Origin of the sequence: Erwinia sp. E_sp_B01_1, from assembly GCF_036865545.1 — a bacterium.
GTDB lineage: Bacteria > Pseudomonadota > Gammaproteobacteria > Enterobacterales > Enterobacteriaceae > Erwinia.
In genome coordinates this window covers 1,831,485-1,848,463 of sequence record NZ_CP142208.1, presented here as the reverse complement: position 1 = coordinate 1,848,463, position 16,979 = coordinate 1,831,485, and the positions used below count along the sequence as shown (strand labels likewise).

Sequence of the window (16,979 nt, the reverse complement as noted above, 5' to 3'; positions counted from 1 at the left end):
CGCTTTTTTTGTTAATGATTTGTAAGATGCGCGTCAATACTACTTGAATATTCACGTCGCGCCAATCATCTCAGGATTGCGGTATAATGCGCTTATTGTTTTCAAGTGCAAAGACTATGCGAAAATCTTCCGTTAAGAATCACCGCGTTAAACGATTCAGCCCGCCCTCTGCCGCCCGTCAGGTCGATAAAGGCCCGCGGCGTGTCATTATTTTTAACAAACCATTTGATGTGCTGCCGCAATTCAGTGATGAAGCTGGCCGCAGCACGCTGAAAGATTTCATTCCGGTGGAAGGTGTCTACGCCGCCGGGCGCCTGGACCGCGACAGTGAAGGCCTGATGGTGCTGACCAACGATGGCGCGCTCCAGGCAAAGCTGACGCAACCAGGCAAACGTACCGGTAAAATTTACTATGTTCAGGTGGAAGGCGCGCCAGAAGAGAGCGATATTCAACCGCTGCGGACGGGTATTAATCTGAAAGATGGCCCTACCCTGCCTGCCGGGGTCGAAAGAGTCGATGAACCCGCCTGGCTGTGGCCAAGAAACCCACCCATTCGTGAACGGAAAGCCATTCCCACCTGCTGGTTGAAAATCACCCTGTACGAAGGACGCAACCGCCAGGTCAGGAGAATGACCGCACAGATTGGCTTTCCCACCCTGCGTTTAATCCGTTTTGCTATGGGTCCGCAGATGTTGCAGGATTTATCGCCGGGTAAATGGCGTGATGTCACCGGAGAATTTCCTCTTTAAGCCACAATTTCAACAAGGAGTCAGCCATGTTTAAGCCGCACGTGACCGTCGCAACCGTTGTACAGGCCGAAGGGCAGTTTTTGGTGGTGGAGGAGATGGTACGGGGTCGCGCTACCTGGAATCAGCCTGCCGGGCATCTTGAGGCGAACGAAACTCTGCTGCAGGCCGCCGCACGCGAACTCTATGAAGAGACCGGTCTGGAAGGGGTTCCTCAGGCTTTTTTGCGCCTGCATCAGTGGATTGCGCCCGATAATACCCCCTTTCTGCGCTTCCTGTTCGCGCTGGATCTACCGAAAGTGCTGCCTACTTATCCGCAGGATCGGGATATCGATCGCTGCTGGTGGCTCCCTCCGGAAGAGATTATTGGTGCGAAAAAGCTGCGTTCTCCTCTGGTTGCGGAAAGCATTCTGATTTATCAGCAGGGTCAGCGCTATCCGCTGGAGGTGTTAAGCGCCTTCCAGTGGCCGTTTAGCGAGGATGCGCCCGCCGCAGACGCGTGGTAGAATATGCCGCAATTTTAAAGGGCAGCCTTTAACTGCCACTAAAGTCGGGTATTTCTCATGTCTCAAAGTCTGAAAAAAGTGATCGTCGGTATGTCCGGCGGTGTGGATTCCTCCGTTTCGGCGTGGTTACTGCAGCAGCAGGGCTATCAGGTTGAAGGCCTGTTTATGAAAAACTGGGAGGAGGATGACGGTGAGGAATACTGCACCGCCGCTGAGGATCTGGCCGATGCTCAGGCGGTGTGCGACAAATTAGGCATTCATCTGCATACGGTGAACTTTGCCGCCGAATACTGGGACAACGTCTTTGAACACTTCCTGGAAGAGTACAAAGCGGGCCGCACCCCAAATCCGGATATCCTGTGCAACAAAGAGATCAAATTCAAAGCCTTCCTGGAGTTCGCCGCTGAAGATTTGGGCGCGGACTTTATCGCGACTGGCCATTACGTGCGCCGTCAGGATGTTGAAGGCAAAAGCCGCCTTCTGCGCGGTTTGGATGATAATAAAGACCAGAGCTATTTCCTGTATACGTTGGGTCATGAGCAGATCGCTCAGAGCCTGTTCCCGGTGGGCGAACTGGCCAAGCCTGAAGTGCGCCGTCTGGCTGAAGAGCTGGAGCTGGTGACGGCGAAGAAAAAAGATTCCACCGGCATCTGCTTTATTGGCGAACGTAAATTCCGCGATTTCCTGGGCCGTTATTTACCCGCTCAACCAGGGGTGATCCTCAGTGCCGAAGGAGAAGTAGTCGGTGAACATCAGGGTCTGATGTACCATACGCTGGGTCAGCGTAAAGGTCTGGGGATTGGCGGCACCCGAGAAGGCAGTGAAGAACCCTGGTACGTGGTAGATAAAGACGTTGCCAACAACGTGCTGGTAGTGGCTCAGGGCCACGATCATCCTCGCCTGATGTCGGTAGGTCTTATCGCGCAGCAGTTACACTGGGTGGATCGTGAGCCGTTGAAAACCACCCTCACCTGCACAGTGAAAACGCGCTACCGCCAGGCAGATATCTCCTGTACGGTCACGCCGCTGGATGATGAGCGTATTGAAGTCCGTTTCGACGAGCCGGTTGCCGCCGTGACGCCTGGGCAGTCAGCAGTATTTTATCTTGGTGAAATTTGTCTGGGCGGCGGGATCATCGAATCACGTCTTCCGCTGCTTTAAGCTGTTACCCAGCGCGCCATTTTCGCGCGCTCAGGTTTGATAACAGCACACTGGCGTAGCCCCTGTCGCAGTGATACAGGGGAATTACAGGAGTTACCGTGGCGAAGAATTATTACGATATTACGCTGGCCCTGGCGGGCATCTGCCAGGCTGCGCATCTGGTTCAACAGCTTGCGCACCAGGGCCACTGCCCGGCAGAACCGCTGAAAACTTCGCTGCAAAGCGTGGTGGATCTCAATCCGGCCTCCACGCTGGCGATTTATGGTAATAACGAAGCCAATCTGCGTTTTGGGCTGGAGTCGTTGCTGGCAGTGTTGAACAGCAGCAGCCGTCAAGGTGCCGGTGCTGAACTGACCCGTTACACGCTCAGCCTGATGGTGCTGGAGCGCAAGCTCAGCGCCAATAAAACCGCACTGAACGATCTCTCTCAGCGCATTGGTCAGCTCGATCGTCAGCTGGCGCATTATGATTTGGATTCTGAGACGCTGCTGAGCGCCATGGCCGCTATTTATGTCGATGTGATCAGCCCGCTTGGTCCGCGTATTCAGGTAACCGGCTCTCCTGCTGTGCTACAGAATACGCAGATTCAGAGCAAGGTTCGCGCCACGCTGCTGGCCGGCATCCGCTCTGCGGTGCTCTGGCACCAGGTAGGAGGCGGCCGCCTGCAGCTGATGTTTTCCCGCAATCGCCTCGCCAGTGAGGCGAAGCAAATGCTTTCCCGAATGACCGAGTCTTCACTTTAATTTGTTAACCGATCCAGGAGTTGCACTGATGGAATTATCCTCTCTGACTGCCGTCTCACCCGTTGATGGCCGTTATGGCGACAAAGTCAGCCCGTTGCGTGGCATTTTCAGCGAATACGGTTTATTGAAATTCCGCGTGGAAGTGGAAGTTCGCTGGTTACAGAAACTGGCTGCCTGCGCAGAGATCAAGGAAGTTCCTGCATTTGATGCCGACGCAAACGCTTTCCTTGATGCGATTGTCGCTAACTTCAGCGAAGAAGATGCTGCGCGTATCAAGACCATCGAACGCACCACCAACCACGATGTGAAAGCGGTGGAATACTTTCTGAAAGAGAAAGTTGAGCCGGTTGCTGCCCTGCACGCCGTCTCTGAATTTATTCACTTTGCCTGTACTTCCGAAGACATCAACAATCTGTCGCACGCCCTGATGCTGGACACTGCCCGCCGCGACGTTATCGTACCTTACTGGAACCAGATCATTACTGCGGTGAAAGACCTCGCCGTACAGTATCGCGATATCCCCCTGCTTTCCCGTACGCATGGTCAGCCAGCTACCCCGTCAACGCTGGGTAAAGAGATGGCTAACGTGGCTTACCGCTTTGAACGTCAACTGCGCCAGCTTGAGCGCATCGAAATGCTGGGTAAAATCAACGGTGCAGTAGGCAACTATAACGCCCACATCGCCGCCTATCCGGAAGTGGACTGGCATCAGGTCAGTGAGAGCTTCGTGACTTCACTGGGTATTACCTGGAACCCGTACACCACGCAGATTGAGCCGCACGACTACATCGCCGAACTGTTTGACTGCATGGCACGCTTCAATACCATCCTGATCGACTTCGATCGTGATGTCTGGGGTTATATTGCACTGAACCATTTCAAGCAGAAAACCATCGCCGGGGAGATTGGCTCTTCTACCATGCCACACAAAGTTAACCCCATTGACTTTGAGAACTCAGAAGGCAACCTGGGTCTGGCGAATGCCGTGATGCAGCACCTGGCAAGCAAGCTGCCTGTTTCCCGCTGGCAGCGCGACCTGACCGACTCCACGGTTCTGCGTAACCTGGGCGTGGGCGTGGGTTATGCGCTGATCGCGTATCAGGCGACGCTGAAAGGCATCTCTAAACTGGAAGTGAACCGCGATCGTCTGCTGGATGAGCTGGATCATAACTGGGAAGTGCTGGCTGAGCCGATCCAGACCGTGATGCGTCGTTACGGTATTGAAAAGCCTTACGAAAAGCTGAAAGAGCTGACCCGTGGCAAGCGTGTTGACGCCGCAGGCATGAAAGCCTTTATCGACAGCCTTGAGCTGCCGGAAGAGGAGAAAACCCGTCTGAAACTGATGACCCCGGCAAACTATATTGGCCGTGCGGTGCAGATGGTCGACGACCTGAAATAACCGATCCCTCCGGGCTGGCGCTTGTCGGCCCGTGTTAACCTGCTGTTTACCTGCTTTCCCCTATACTCTGCTGAACGACTTAACGTGGCGCTTTGGCCATACTAATGACAGACAGAAAGGACAGATTATGCGTGTACTGGTTGTGGAAGATAATCAACTGCTTCGCCATCACCTCGCCGTGCAGCTGCGTGACATGGGCCATCAGGTCGATGCCGCAGAAGATGCCCAGGAAGCCGACTATTTTCTCAACGAACACACGCCCGATATCACTCTGATAGATTTAGGTCTGCCAGATGAAGATGGCATGACGCTGATCCGCCGCTGGCGTAGCCAGGATGTGAAGCAGCCTATCCTGGTGTTGACCGCCCGTGAAGGCTGGCAGGCAAAAGTGGAAGCGCTGGAAGCCGGTGCCGATGATTACGTCACCAAACCTTTTCATATCGAAGAAGTTGTCGCCCGGATGCAGGCGCTGATGCGGCGTAACAGCGGTCTGGCCTCACAGATTATCAGCCTGGCGCCTTTTCAGGTTGACCTTTCACGCCGCGAGCTGACCATCAACGATCGGCAGATCAAACTCACGGCATTTGAATACACCATTATTGAAACGCTGATCCGCAATGCGGGCAAAGTTGTCAGTAAAGATTCGCTGATGCTGCAACTTTATCCTGATGCCGAACTGCGCGAGAGCCACACCATTGATGTTCTGATGGGCCGCCTGCGCAAAAAAATTCAGGCAGAATATACCCTGGACGTGATCACCACCGTGCGCGGCCAGGGTTACCGGTTCGATATTTCCTGAAATGCCTGACTTTCGCCCCAAAACGCCCTTCTCGCTTCGCGCCAGATTTCTGCTCGCTACGGCGGCGGTTGTGCTGATCCTGTCGCTTTCCTATGGCATGGTGGCCGTTGTGGGCTACGTCGCCAGCTTTGATAAAAATACCTATCGGGTAATGCGCGGCGAAAGTAACTTATTTTTTACCCTGGCCCAGTGGCAGAACGATAAATTAACCATCGTCAAGCCGGAGCGGCTCTCCCTGAATTTCCCCACGCTGGTTTATATCTACAACGAGAAGGGCAAACTGCTGTGGGAATTGCGCGATGTGCCGGAGATCCGCGATAAAATTAAACGTGAGTGGCTGAAACGGTCAGATTTCTATGAAATCGATACCGACAACAGCACCAGCCGCGAGGCTCTGGGGAACAACCAGGAAGCGCAGAATAAACTCACCGCCTACGACGACGATAATAACGACACCTTTACCCACTCCGTGGCGGTTAACCGGTATGAAGCCACTACCAGCCTGCCCGCTCTGACCATAGTGGTGGTGGATACCATTCCGCAGGAGTTGCAGCATTCCGATGTTGTCTGGTCCTGGTTCAGCTATGTGCTGTTGGTAAACCTGCTGCTGGTTATCCCCCTGTTATGGATGGCGGCGCACTGGAGCCTGCGCCCGATAGGCACGCTCGCGGGCCAGATCAGAGAGCTTGAGAGCGGCGCGCGGGAAACGCTGGATCCCCGGCCCCCGCAGGAGTTAAAGAGCCTGGTGCGCAACCTTAACCTGCTGCTGGATAACGAACGTCAGCGCTACACGCGTTACCGCACTACGCTCAGCGACCTGACCCACAGCCTGAAAACCCCGCTGGCGGTGCTGCAAACCACCTTACGCTCTCTGCGGGGAGGCCAAAATCTGTCGGTTGAGCAGGCAGAACCGATCATGCTGGAGCAGATCAGCCGCATCTCTCAGCAGATTGGCTATTATCTCCATCGTGCCAGCATGCGGGCCGATCACAGCGTGCTGAAGCGGGAGTTGCACTCCGTGCCTGCGCTACTGGACAGCCTCTGCTCCGCGCTGAATAAGGTCTATCAGCGCAAAGGGGTGGTACTGACGCTGGATATATCCCCTGAGCTGACTTTTGTCGGCGAGCACAACGATCTGATGGAAGTGATGGGCAACGTGCTGGATAACGCCTGTAAATACTGTCTGGAGTTTGTCGAAATCAGCGCCCGACAGACTGATGATGAACTCCATCTGATTGTGGAAGATGACGGCCCAGGCATTCCTGAGAGCAAAAGAGATCTGATTTTCCTGCGCGGTCAGCGCGCCGACACCATGCGGCCAGGCCAGGGGCTGGGGCTGGCAGTGGCCCGGGATATTCTGGAGCAGTACGACGGCGATATTATTGCCACCACCAGCGAACTGGGTGGCGCGCGGATGGAAGTGATTTTCAAGCGTCAGGAAGTGCTGCAAACTCACGAAAAGTGATAACCGCCGCTTCCCTGAACAGCCACCCGCAAATGCGTTACCCTGCCCCTGCCCGGCGCTGTTATAATCGATAAAATTCAGCGTTTCAGGAAACCTCATCATGGATTATCAACTCGATCTTAACTGTCCCGATTTTATTCAGCGCTACTGGCAGAAACGTCCGGTAGTGCTTAAGCGTGGCTTCAAAAACTTTGTTGATCCCATCTCCCCTGACGAATTAGCCGGTCTGGCGATGGAAAACGAAGTCGACAGCCGTCTGGTCAGCCATCAGGATGGCAAATGGCAGGTTGGCCACGGGCCGTTTGAGAGCTATGACCACCTTGGTGAGAACAACTGGTCCCTGCTGGTACAGGCTGTGGATCACTGGCACGAGCCCTCTGCGGCTCTGATGCGGCCTTTTAATTTCCTGCCTGACTGGCGCACTGACGACCTGATGATCTCCTTCTCGGTCCCGGGAGGCGGTGTAGGCCCACATCTGGATCAGTATGACGTCTTTATCATTCAGGGTACTGGCCGCCGCCGCTGGCGCGTGGGTGAAAAAGTGGCCATGAAGCAGCATTGCCCGCATCCGGACCTGCTTCAGGTTGAGCCTTTTGCAGCGATCATTGATGAAGAGTTAGAAGCTGGCGATATTCTCTATATTCCACCAGGTTTCCCGCATGAAGGCTATTCACTGGAAAATGCCATTAACTATTCTGTCGGCTTCCGTGCGCCAAGTGGCCGCGAACTGATCAGCGGTTTTGCCGACCATGTTATTGCCCGTGAATTAGGCAGCTATCGCTTCAGCGATCCGGATGTCCCGGCACGCGTCAATAAAGCGGAGATCCTGCCTGAAGAACTGGATGGCATTCGCGCCATGATGATTGACGTAATCAACCAGCCAGAGCAGTTCAGCCAGTGGTTTGGTGAATTTATTTCCCAGTCCCGCCACGAACTGGATGTGGCTCCGCCGGAACCGCCTTACCAGCCCGATGAAATCTATGATGCCCTGCAAAGCGGCGACAGGCTGACCCGTCTGGGCGGCCTGCGCGTGCTGACCATCGGCCCTGCGGTGTTTATTAACGGCGAGCAGATAGAATCACCGCATCAGGCTGCGCTGACGGTGCTGGCAAATCAGCACTCGCTGGGCGCAGAAGAGCTGGCAGAGGCGCTGGACGATCCTTCATTCCTGGCTCAGCTGGCCGGTCTGGTGAACTGCGGTTACTGGTATTTCAGCGACGAAGAGTAAAAAAAGGCCGGTCACAGATCGGCCCCAGACTGCTGACAAATCCTCAAGCGATGGGAGCCTGTGCCTTGAACAAAGCATCACGAGCCATGGACGGCCCGTGCTGAGCTGACACGGACGGCGCTTTTTGCGTCTTTGTGAGAGGCACAGGCTCCCTGAGCCTGCACTTTGTCAATAATTTCACGGCGGTCTTCGATCGGCCTTTTGCTTTTTATTTTCTGGCTTTTTCGGCGGTCAGTGCGGCAATGCGCGTGATGACCTTTACCGTTTTTTCCATGATATCCAGAGAGGCGAACTCATGTTTGCCATGATAGTTATAGCCGCCGGTAAACAGGTTCGGGCAGGGTAATCCCATGTAGGAGAGTGCCGCCCCATCCGTGCCACCGCGAATCGGCTTCACCTCAGGGTCCATTCCGCACTCCCGTATTGCCTGCAGGGCCAGCTCAACAATGTGGGGCTGCGCTGCAACCTTTTCGCGCATGTTGAAGTAGCTGTCATCAATCTGCACGTCAATTGCGCAGCCCCCCGGCAAACTTTTGCTTTGAGAAGCCGCAATTTCTCTCATCTTCTGCTTACGGGTGGTAAAACTGGCCAAATCAAAGTCCCGGATGATGTAATGCAGTTCCGCCCTGTCAACGCTGCCTTTGATACCGTGCAGATGATAAAACCCTTCATAGCCGGAAGTCTGTTCCGGTACCTCTTTCTCCGGCATGGCTGCATGAAAGCGCATCGCCAGATCCAGCGCATTGACCATCACGCCTTTTGCCGTACCGGGATGTACATTATTGCCGGTGATTTTTACCGTGGCTGAAGCGGCATTGAAGTTTTCATATTCGAATTCCCCCATCCCGCTGCCATCAACGGTATAGGCCCACTCCGCGCCGAAAGCCTCCACGTCAAAACAGCTGGTGCCTTTACCAATTTCTTCATCCGGGGTAAAAGCGATGCGGATTTTGCCGTGGGGAATATTTTTCTCAATCATGGTTGCCATTGCGGTCATGATCTCGGCAACACCTGCTTTATCATCGGCCCCTAACAGCGTTTTTCCATCGGTGGTGATCAGGGTATGCCCGGTCAGACTGTGCAGCACCGGGAACATCACCGGCGATAAAATTTCATCACCAATACCAAGCGCAATGTCACCGCCCCGGTAGTTTTCCACGATTTGAGGATTCACGTTTTTCGCGGTGAAATCCGGCGAAGTATCCATATGGGAAATAAACCCAATGGCCGGAACCGGCCAGTCGACGTTGGCTGGCAGCGTGGCCATCAGGATGCCATGATCGCTGAGGGTGACCTCGCTCAGCCCCAGCGTGATCAGCTCCTGCTGTAGCACCCGTGCCAGACGCCACTGCCCTTCGGTACTCGGCACCTGACGTACATGGTTTTTCGATTGCGTGTCGTAAGAGACGTAGTTTAAAAAGCGATCGAGTAAATTATTCATCTGGCTTTCCTTTGAATGCGAATGCGTAGTATGTGAAACCTCACCCTCTGGAATATTGCGTCAGGTCACTACTGCGTCGGGTTTCGGGCCGGAGTTTATATCAGGCTAATTTTAGGGGTTTTTCGCATAGTGGATCAGACTCTGAAAGTGAACCGGCCGGTCAGTTTCGTTGCAGTAGCTGTGTGGGCAGTCGGCCTGGAAACGAAGCCCTTCACCCGCCTGAAGAGTATGCCAGGTATTATCAACCGCCAGCCTGAGCGTGCCCGTTATCACCACTACGTGCTCAATAACGCCGCGATCGTGGGCTGAGGAGTGGCTGGTGGCACCGGCAGCCAGCTCAATGGCCAGCATATCGAACCCTAACTGCGGATCGAAAGGGAACAGCGGTGTTACCTGCATAGTGTCGTTTTGCTGTTGCCAGTCAGCCGCCGCACTGCTGCGCTGCACGGCAGGTGAACTCTGCACCGTGGCGGCGGAAATAAACCGGGAAAAAGGGACCTTAAAACCAGTGGCTATCTTCCATAAAGTGGCCACTGTCGGACTGGATTCTCCCCGTTCAATTTGTCCCAGCATCGCTTTACTGACGCCGGTCTGCTCTGCAGCCTGAGTCAGACTCCATTCACGCAAAGTTCGCAGCGCTTTCAGCGTTTGTCCAAGCTCTGTACCCATATGCCCTCCGGTCAGCTTTAGATCAGTCTATCACTTGTGCGTTATAACGCACAGTGGTAGCTTGTGCGTTATAACGCTCAACCGGGGATCTGCGATGCGCCCACCCTTTTCATTTCGACATCTGACTTTTCCTGCCGTAGTGGCCGGTTTTGTGGCCGTGCTGGTGGGCTACACCAGTTCGGCGGCCATCATCTTCCAGGCTGCTGGCGCGGCGGGAGCCTCCGACCTGCAAATCGGTGGCTGGTTGAGCATGCTGGGTCTGGCAATGGGCCTGACATCACTGGGCCTTTCGCTCTACTATCGCGCGCCCATTCTCACCGCCTGGTCTACTCCGGGGGCTGCTTTGCTGGTGACCAGCCTGCCGGGCACGCCGATTGCGGAAGCTGTTGGCGTATTCATCTTCGCTTCGGCACTGATTTTTCTCTGCGGGGTAACCGGGTTATTTGCCCGACTGATGAATTACATCCCACAGGCTATTTCTGCCGCCATGCTGGCCGGGATCCTGTTGCGCTTCGGGCTGGATGCGTTTGGCGCGCTGAAGCTGAATTTCACTCTGACCGCCAGCATGTGTCTGATTTATCTGCTGGCTAAGCGTTTCCTGCCTCGTTACGCCATTGTGCTGACGCTGATTGCCGGACTTCTGGTGGCCGGTTTCAGCGGGGAGATCCATTTCTCCCACCAGCCGTTGAGCTTCACCCTGCCCCAGTTTATTTCTCCGCACTTCACCCTGTCGACGCTGTTGGGTATTGGCATCCCGTTCTTTGTGGTGACCATGGCCTCGCAGAATGCGCCCGGCATTGCGACACTGAAAGCTGCTGGCTATCAGGTGCCGGTTTCCCCGCTGATAAGCTGGACCGGTCTGGCTTCCCTGCTGCTGTCGCCCTTTGGCGGGTTCTCGGTCTGTATCGCTGCAATCACCGCCGCTATCTGCATGGGGCCGGATGTGCATCCCGATCCTAAACGACGCTACTGGGGTGCTGCCTGCGCTGGCTTTTTCTACCTGATAGCCGGGCTGTTTGGCGGAGCAATCGGGCAGTTGTTCAGTGCTTTGCCTCCCGCTCTAATCCACACCATTGCCGGGCTTGCCCTGCTCGGCACCATCGCTGGCAGCCTGCAACGCGCGCTGGCGGATGAATCACAGCGCGAAGCGGCGGTGATCACCTTTCTGATCACCGCATCCGGGCTGAGTTTACTGGGTGTGGGTGCGGCATTCTGGGGGCTGGCGGGCGGGGTTATCGCCCATCTGATCTTTTCCCTGCCTGGAAAAAAGTGGGATGAGGTGGACGCCTGTGAGTTCAGATTCACTTCGTCCACGCATTGATGTTCTACGCTCTCCCTGCCCTTTCACCGAAGCCATCAGGCAGGGAGTCATCTGATTACCTGGCGATTTTCGCCAGCAGGTTGTGCACAAACTTCGGCACCACTTCGCTGGCCAGCCCGTAATCCTTCTCTTCGAACTCGCTGCCTACCTGGCTTGGCTCCAGGTTCAGCTCTACGGTATGCGCGCCGTTTAACTTAGCCTCGTGGACAAAGCCTGCCGCAGGATAAACGTGGCCGGATGTGCCGATAGCAACAAAATAGTCTGCTTCGTTCAGCGCGGCATAAATCTCATCCATCTGTAACGGCATCTCGCCAAACCACACGACATGCGGACGCAGCACCGACGGGAACTGGCAGCAATGACAACGATCGTCGGGCCTGACGTCGTCGTTCCAGTGCAGGATCTGGCCGCTGCTGGCACAACGCACCTTAAGTAATTCACCATGCATATGAATAACGTTGCGATTACCTGCCCGCTCATGCAGGTTATCGATATTCTGCGTCACCAGCAGGAAGTGGTCGCCCAGTGCAGATTCCAGCTCGGCAAGGGCATCATGGGCAGCATTGGGTTTGATCTCCGGCTGCTGTAACTGACGACGGCGGGCATTGTAGAACGCCTGCACTTTTTCAGGATCGCGTGCAAAGCCTTCAGGTGTCGCCACATCCTCAACTTTGTGCTCTTCCCACAGGCCATCTGCCGCACGAAAAGTACGAATACCCGATTCGGCAGAGATACCGGCACCGGTCAGCACCACCACTCTGGGCAGTGGATGACGGGCAATTTCGATGTTGCGGTCGCGTTCAAAAATACGCTGGCGAAAACGCTGATGCACCTGGCGTCGGGTCTTCTTATAACGTGCCAGCCTGAGTCGGCGACGGGGTGTTCGCATCATAATTCCTCTCTTCCTTTACGTGCAGGAACGCGGCACCCCGCATTCCCCCAGCGTCTCCGTGACGCGCCTTTTCAAATCGTGGCGGTTTGGCTACCGGCAACAGATGAGGAGTCACCCTGGCTGCCAGACCGTCATACAGCGCGTCAAAATTGGATAATCCACCGCCCAGCACCACCAGATGCGGATCCACCAGCGTCAACAGATTGCCCAGACAAACGGCCAGCAATTCGCAGTAACGTTCGGTGTGGGCGATGGCTTGCTGATCCCCCTGATAATAGCGGGTGATAATCTCAGGTGCACTGAGAGCCTGCTGATTATGCAGGGCCCACAGGCGGGAAAATCCCTGCCCTGAGAGCCAGGAATCAATGCACCCTTTTTTGCCACAGCCACACTGCGGCTGTTCAGTGTTGCGGCCAATAACCTCCAGAGCATCGACCGGCAGACGCATATGGCCGAATTCACCGACCACGTAATTGCGTCCGGTAAGCGGCTTACCCTCCACAATCAATCCGCCGCCAACGCCGGTGCCCAGGATCAACCCCATCACCACCGGGTAGGCCCTGAACTCTTCATCCCAGGCTTCTGAAAGTGCAAAACAGTTGGCATCGTTATCGATGCGCACTTCCCGCCCCAGCCGCTGAGTGAGGTCAGCCTGCAACGTCCTGCCTTTGGCGGCGGGAATATTGGCTGTAAACAGCGTGCCATCATCGGGTACCGGAATTCCCGGAATGCCCAGGCCGACGCTGCCCTGCATACCACAAAATGCATCGGCCTCTTCGGTCAGCGACACCAGCAGATCCACCAGCGCCTGATAATCTTCTCTGGGCGTGATAACCCGCTTGCTCCACACCTGCTGGCGCTGTGCGTTATAAACACCCAGAGCAATCTTGCTGCCGCCCACGTCGAAACCGTAGTACATAGTTTATTGTCCACTCAGCACGCGGGCCGGATCGATCCGGCTCGCGCGCCGGGCCGGATACCAGCTGGCAATCAGGCTCAACACCAGCGACGTGGCCAGCACTGTCACCACATCCATCCAGTGCACTTCCGAAGGCAGAAAATCGATAAAGTAGATATCGCCCGACAGGAAATGATAACCGGTTAAGGTTTCAATTCCGCGAATAATCGGCGTGAGATTAAAGGCGGCCAGCACTCCGACCACCACACCGCTGACGCTACCTACCAGTCCGGCCATCAGACCGTACCAGACAAAGATAGCGCGTATCAGCCCATCCTTCGCGCCCAGCGTGCGTAATACCGCGATGTCGCCGCTCTTGTCCTTGACCGCCATCACCAGCGTGGAGACGATATTGAAGCAGGCCACGCCAATCACCAGCACCATAGCCAGATACATGATTGCGCGAATCATCTGAATGTCGCGATACATGTAACCGTAAGTGCCGATCCAGCTGCGAATGTAGACATAAGAGTGGGTGACTTCGCCCGCATCGCGCACCAGCTTCTGGGCGGCAAAGGGATCGGTCATTTTCATCGCGATCCCCGTGACGTTGTCACCCATTGCCAGATAATTTTGCGCGTCGCCCAGGGGAACCAGCGCCAGGCTGTGATCGAGCATACCGCTCAGGGCCAGAATGCCGCTGACTTGCAGACGCACGCGTTTAGGCTGAAGCAGCTTATGCTCAGGATCGCTGTTGGGGATCATGATGGTCAGCCAGTCGCCCTGCTTCACGTTCAACGTTTTTGCCACGCCCTGGCCCAGAATAATTTGCTGTTTACCGGCGCTGAAACTCTGCCAGGCGTTGTTCTGCACGTAGGCAGGCAGCGCGCTGAGTCTGGTCTCCTGCTGCGGATCCACCCCTTTGACCTGAATCGCCTGCAGTTTGGCACCGCTTTCGATCAGCCCGGTGAAGTTAATGTAGGGCGCCGCGGCGGCAATCCCTTTCACCTGCTCCACTTTGGGTAACAGCGACTGCCAGCCGGTAAAGGGCTGATTTACGGGTTCGATCTCGCCGTGAGGAACCACCGCCAGAATACGGTTGTTCAGCTCGCGTTCGAAGCCGTTCATCGCGCTGAGGCCAACGATCAATACCGCCACACCCAGGGCGATCCCCACGGTGGAAATCACCGATATTAGCGACACCATGCCGCCGCGACGGCGCCCACGGCTGAAGCGCAGGCCAAGAAGAAGAGAGAGATTACCTGCCATCAGATCCTTCCTGCCTGGGTCACTTCTCCACTGAGCTGGCCGTCACGCATCTCCATCTGGCGATTCAGACGATGTGCCAGATGCAGATCGTGAGTCACTACCAGGAAGGCAGTTCCCTGACGCACGTTCAGCTCTCCCAACAGGTCGAAAATCGCATCTGCGTTACGCGCGTCCAGGTTACCGGTTGGCTCATCAGCCAGCACCAGGCGCGGGTTATTCACCAGCGCCCTGGCAATCGCCACCCGCTGACGCTCGCCACCTGAGAGTTCGGAAGGACGGTGCGCGGCGCGTTTTTCCAGGCCTACGGCTGTGAGCATTTCAATCGCTTTAGCCTGCGCCTCGCCTTTGGCGGCTTTACCAATTAACAGCGGCATCGCCACGTTTTCCAGCGCGCTGAAGTCCGGCAGCAAATGGTGGAACTGATAGATAAAACCGAGTTCACGGTTACGCAGTTCAGCTTTTGCCGTGGAACTCATGCTGTTCAATGATTTTCCATTAAAGACCACATCACCAGAGGTCGGCGTATCCAGCCCGCCCAGCAGGTGCATCAGGGTACTTTTGCCGGAGCCGGAGCTGCCAACAATCGCCATCATCTCGCCGGGTGCCACGCTGAAAGAGACATTGCGCAGCACATCCGTCTGGACGCTGCCTTCCTGATAGCGTTTGCACAGGTCATTGCACTGCAACAGAATTGGGTTACTCATAACGTAAAGCCTCAGCGGGTTGAACGGCGGCGGCGCGCCAGGAAGGGTAAAGCGTGGAAAGCAGCGCCACGACCATCGCCGTCACCATAATAGTGATGACCTGCGGAATTGAAATCTCTACCGGCAGCGCGGCCCCGTCCAGGAAAGCCCCAATAAGCGGCATCAGGTTATTAAGCTGACTGGCCAGCAATACGCCCAGCAGTGCGCCGAGGATCGACCCAACGATGCCAGCCGTAGCCCCCTGCACCATAAACACCATAACAATTTGCCTGCGGGTTAAGCCCTGGGTTTGCAGGATCGCCACTTCGCCCTGCTTCTCCATGATCAGCAGCCCCAGCGAGGTGATGATATTGAAGGCGGCCACGGCGACAATCAGGCTCAGCAACAGCCCCATCATATTTTTCTCCATGCGCACGGCCTGGAACAGCTCGCCTTTACGTTCGCGCCAGTCCTTCCATACCATGCCTTCCGGCAGCTTCTGCTGGCTCAGGGTATCCACCTGCAGCGGTTTATCCAGCCACAAACGCCAGCCGGTGATATTGCCCGCCGGGTAGCGCATCAGACGGGAAGCATCCTGCTGATTGACCAGGATTTGATAGCCATCCACCTCGCTGTTAGCCGCAAAGGTGCCGATAACGGTAAACAGGCGCTGACTGGGCAGGCGCCCCATCGGGGTGAACTGGCTGGCGGAAGGTACCATCAGGCGGATCTCTTCGCCACGTTTGATACCGAGTTGGCTGGCAAGCTGTTCACCGATGATGACGTTATACTTCCCGGCCTGCAGGTCGCTCTGCTTCACATTTACCAGCCAGGGCGACAGCGGATCCGGTTCATCCGGATTGATGCCCAGCATCACGCCCACTCCCACGCTCCGGGCACTTTGCAGCACCACATCGCCGGTGGTCAGCGGCGTCACTTTATTGGTTCCCTCAAGGGAAAGCGATGAGGCCGGGATTTGCTGAGGATTGATGGAGCCTTTGTCGCTGGTAACCAGCGCCTGAGGCATCAGATTGAGGGTGCTCTTTTCCAGCTCATGCTCAAAGCCGTTCATCACCGACAGAACGGTGACCAGTGCCAGCACCCCGAGGGTAATGCCGATAGCGGAGAGCCAGGAAACAAACCGGCCAAAGCGGTCTGAAGCTCGTCCACGCATATAGCGCAGACCGATAAATAACGCGACAGGTTGATACATGAATTCCGTCTTCTGGCAAAGCGTTAGCGAAAAGTGATCGAAGATAATAAAGGTTAGGCCGGCTTTATGGAACCTCTAAGCCGCTGACTCTGCTGCTTTGTTTTGTCAGCATGCGCTGCAAAAGGTTCCCTTGACGTCATACAGGTTGCAAATCAGCCGCTAATCGCGCAATTGTTGAGCAATAATCGGCTTAAACTGCTATTAACCCCGGTGAAAAAGGGGTCATACTGTGAATGCAATATCGCCCAGAATGAAGCGCAGGAGTGGGTAAATGTCGAAATATCCTAAAGGCAGCATTGTCAGACACAAAACGGGCGACATTAAAGGAATGATAGTCAACGTATTCGAACAGGCTGATGCCCCGGCGGGCTATTACGTTAAATGGGATGACGGCAACCACAGCTATCACGGTGAAAAAGAGCTGATTTGGGCAAACATTGACCGACCCCGTATGCACTACACCCAACAATCGCCGAAATAGAGGTATACTCCGGTTAGCTGAAGGGGGAACCCAGGTTCCCTTCTCTCCATTTTGCGAAGAGACCG

17 protein-coding genes are annotated in these 16,979 nt (G+C 55.4%); 10 read left to right on the top strand and 7 right to left on the bottom strand.

The window, feature by feature from the left end:
- The first annotated feature begins 86 nt into the window (after positions 1-86).
- The 8 genes from rluE (at position 87) to VRC33_RS08925 (ending at position 8,047) form a co-directional block, all read left to right on the top strand.
- Positions 87-749, top strand: a complete 663-nt coding sequence (gene rluE / locus VRC33_RS08960) for a 23S rRNA pseudouridine(2457) synthase RluE (protein WP_338562951.1) — start codon at positions 87-89, stop codon at positions 747-749.
- 26 nt (positions 750-775) lie between these two features.
- On the top strand, positions 776-1,252 hold the full coding sequence (locus tag VRC33_RS08955) for an NUDIX hydrolase (RefSeq protein ID WP_338562948.1): 477 nt from the start codon (positions 776-778) through the stop codon (positions 1,250-1,252).
- Between the two features lie 57 nt (positions 1,253-1,309).
- A complete protein-coding gene (mnmA, locus tag VRC33_RS08950) occupies positions 1,310-2,413 on the top strand; it encodes a tRNA 2-thiouridine(34) synthase MnmA (protein WP_338562946.1) in 1,104 nt (367 codons plus the stop codon).
- Positions 2,414-2,511: 98 nt separating this feature from the next.
- Positions 2,512-3,156, top strand: coding sequence for a high frequency lysogenization protein HflD (hflD, locus tag VRC33_RS08945; protein WP_338562944.1), 645 nt, complete (start codon positions 2,512-2,514; stop codon positions 3,154-3,156).
- A 28-nt stretch (positions 3,157-3,184) separates the two neighbouring features.
- Positions 3,185-4,555: an adenylosuccinate lyase gene (gene purB / locus VRC33_RS08940; protein WP_338562942.1), complete on the top strand. Its 1,371-nt coding sequence runs from the start codon at positions 3,185-3,187 to the stop codon at positions 4,553-4,555.
- Positions 4,556-4,682: 127 nt separating this feature from the next.
- Positions 4,683-5,354, top strand: a complete 672-nt coding sequence (phoP, locus tag VRC33_RS08935; protein ID WP_338562940.1) for a two-component system response regulator PhoP — start codon at positions 4,683-4,685, stop codon at positions 5,352-5,354.
- A gap of 1 nt (position 5,355) precedes the next feature.
- Positions 5,356-6,819, top strand: coding sequence for a two-component system sensor histidine kinase PhoQ (phoQ, locus tag VRC33_RS08930; protein WP_338562938.1), 1,464 nt, complete (start codon positions 5,356-5,358; stop codon positions 6,817-6,819).
- Positions 6,820-6,919: 100 nt separating this feature from the next.
- Positions 6,920-8,047, top strand: a complete 1,128-nt coding sequence (locus tag VRC33_RS08925) for a cupin domain-containing protein (protein WP_338562936.1) — start codon at positions 6,920-6,922, stop codon at positions 8,045-8,047.
- Between the two features lie 208 nt (positions 8,048-8,255).
- On the opposite strand, the gene pepT is transcribed toward VRC33_RS08925, so the two are convergent.
- Complete coding sequence (pepT, locus tag VRC33_RS08920; protein ID WP_338562935.1) at positions 8,256-9,488, bottom strand: peptidase T; 1,233 nt, start codon at positions 9,486-9,488, stop codon at positions 8,256-8,258.
- Positions 9,489-9,599: 111 nt separating this feature from the next.
- Positions 9,600-10,157 (bottom strand): XRE family transcriptional regulator, encoded by a 558-nt coding sequence (locus VRC33_RS08915; RefSeq protein WP_338562933.1) that lies wholly within the window; start codon positions 10,155-10,157, stop codon positions 9,600-9,602.
- Positions 10,158-10,251: 94 nt separating this feature from the next.
- On the opposite strand from VRC33_RS08915, the gene VRC33_RS08910 reads away from it, so the two are divergent.
- The gene (locus tag VRC33_RS08910) at positions 10,252-11,478 is read left to right on the top strand and encodes a benzoate/H(+) symporter BenE family transporter (protein WP_338562930.1); all 1,227 of its coding nucleotides are present in this window, start codon (positions 10,252-10,254) and stop codon (positions 11,476-11,478) included.
- A gap of 55 nt (positions 11,479-11,533) precedes the next feature.
- Here VRC33_RS08910 and cobB read toward each other — a convergent pair whose 3' ends face one another.
- Genes cobB through lolC form a run of 5 tightly spaced genes read right to left on the bottom strand, consistent with a single transcriptional unit; the run spans position 11,534 to position 16,433 of the window.
- Positions 11,534-12,367: a Sir2 family NAD+-dependent deacetylase gene (cobB, locus tag VRC33_RS08905; protein WP_338564197.1), complete on the bottom strand. Its 834-nt coding sequence runs from the start codon at positions 12,365-12,367 to the stop codon at positions 11,534-11,536.
- The gene (gene nagK, locus VRC33_RS08900; RefSeq protein WP_338562928.1) at positions 12,327-13,289 is read right to left on the bottom strand and encodes an N-acetylglucosamine kinase; all 963 of its coding nucleotides are present in this window, start codon (positions 13,287-13,289) and stop codon (positions 12,327-12,329) included. The genes cobB and nagK overlap by 41 nt, the downstream gene beginning before the upstream one ends.
- Positions 13,290-13,292: 3 nt before the next feature.
- A complete protein-coding gene (gene lolE / locus VRC33_RS08895; protein ID WP_338562925.1) occupies positions 13,293-14,537 on the bottom strand; it encodes a lipoprotein-releasing ABC transporter permease subunit LolE in 1,245 nt (414 codons plus the stop codon).
- Positions 14,537-15,241 carry a lipoprotein-releasing ABC transporter ATP-binding protein LolD gene (gene lolD / locus VRC33_RS08890; RefSeq protein WP_338562923.1) on the bottom strand — a complete coding sequence of 235 codons (705 nt, stop codon included), beginning with the start codon at positions 15,239-15,241 and terminating at the stop codon, positions 14,537-14,539. The genes lolE and lolD overlap by 1 nt, the downstream gene beginning before the upstream one ends.
- Positions 15,234-16,433 (bottom strand): lipoprotein-releasing ABC transporter permease subunit LolC, encoded by a 1,200-nt coding sequence (lolC, locus tag VRC33_RS08885; protein WP_338562921.1) that lies wholly within the window; start codon positions 16,431-16,433, stop codon positions 15,234-15,236. Before lolC ends, lolD begins: the two co-directional genes overlap by 8 nt.
- Positions 16,434-16,704: 271 nt before the next feature.
- Here lolC and VRC33_RS08880 point away from each other — a divergent pair, with 271 nt between their 5' ends.
- Entirely contained in the window at positions 16,705-16,914 is a 210-nt protein-coding gene (locus VRC33_RS08880) for a hypothetical protein (RefSeq protein WP_338562919.1), read from the top strand.
- Positions 16,915-16,979 lie beyond the last annotated feature (65 nt).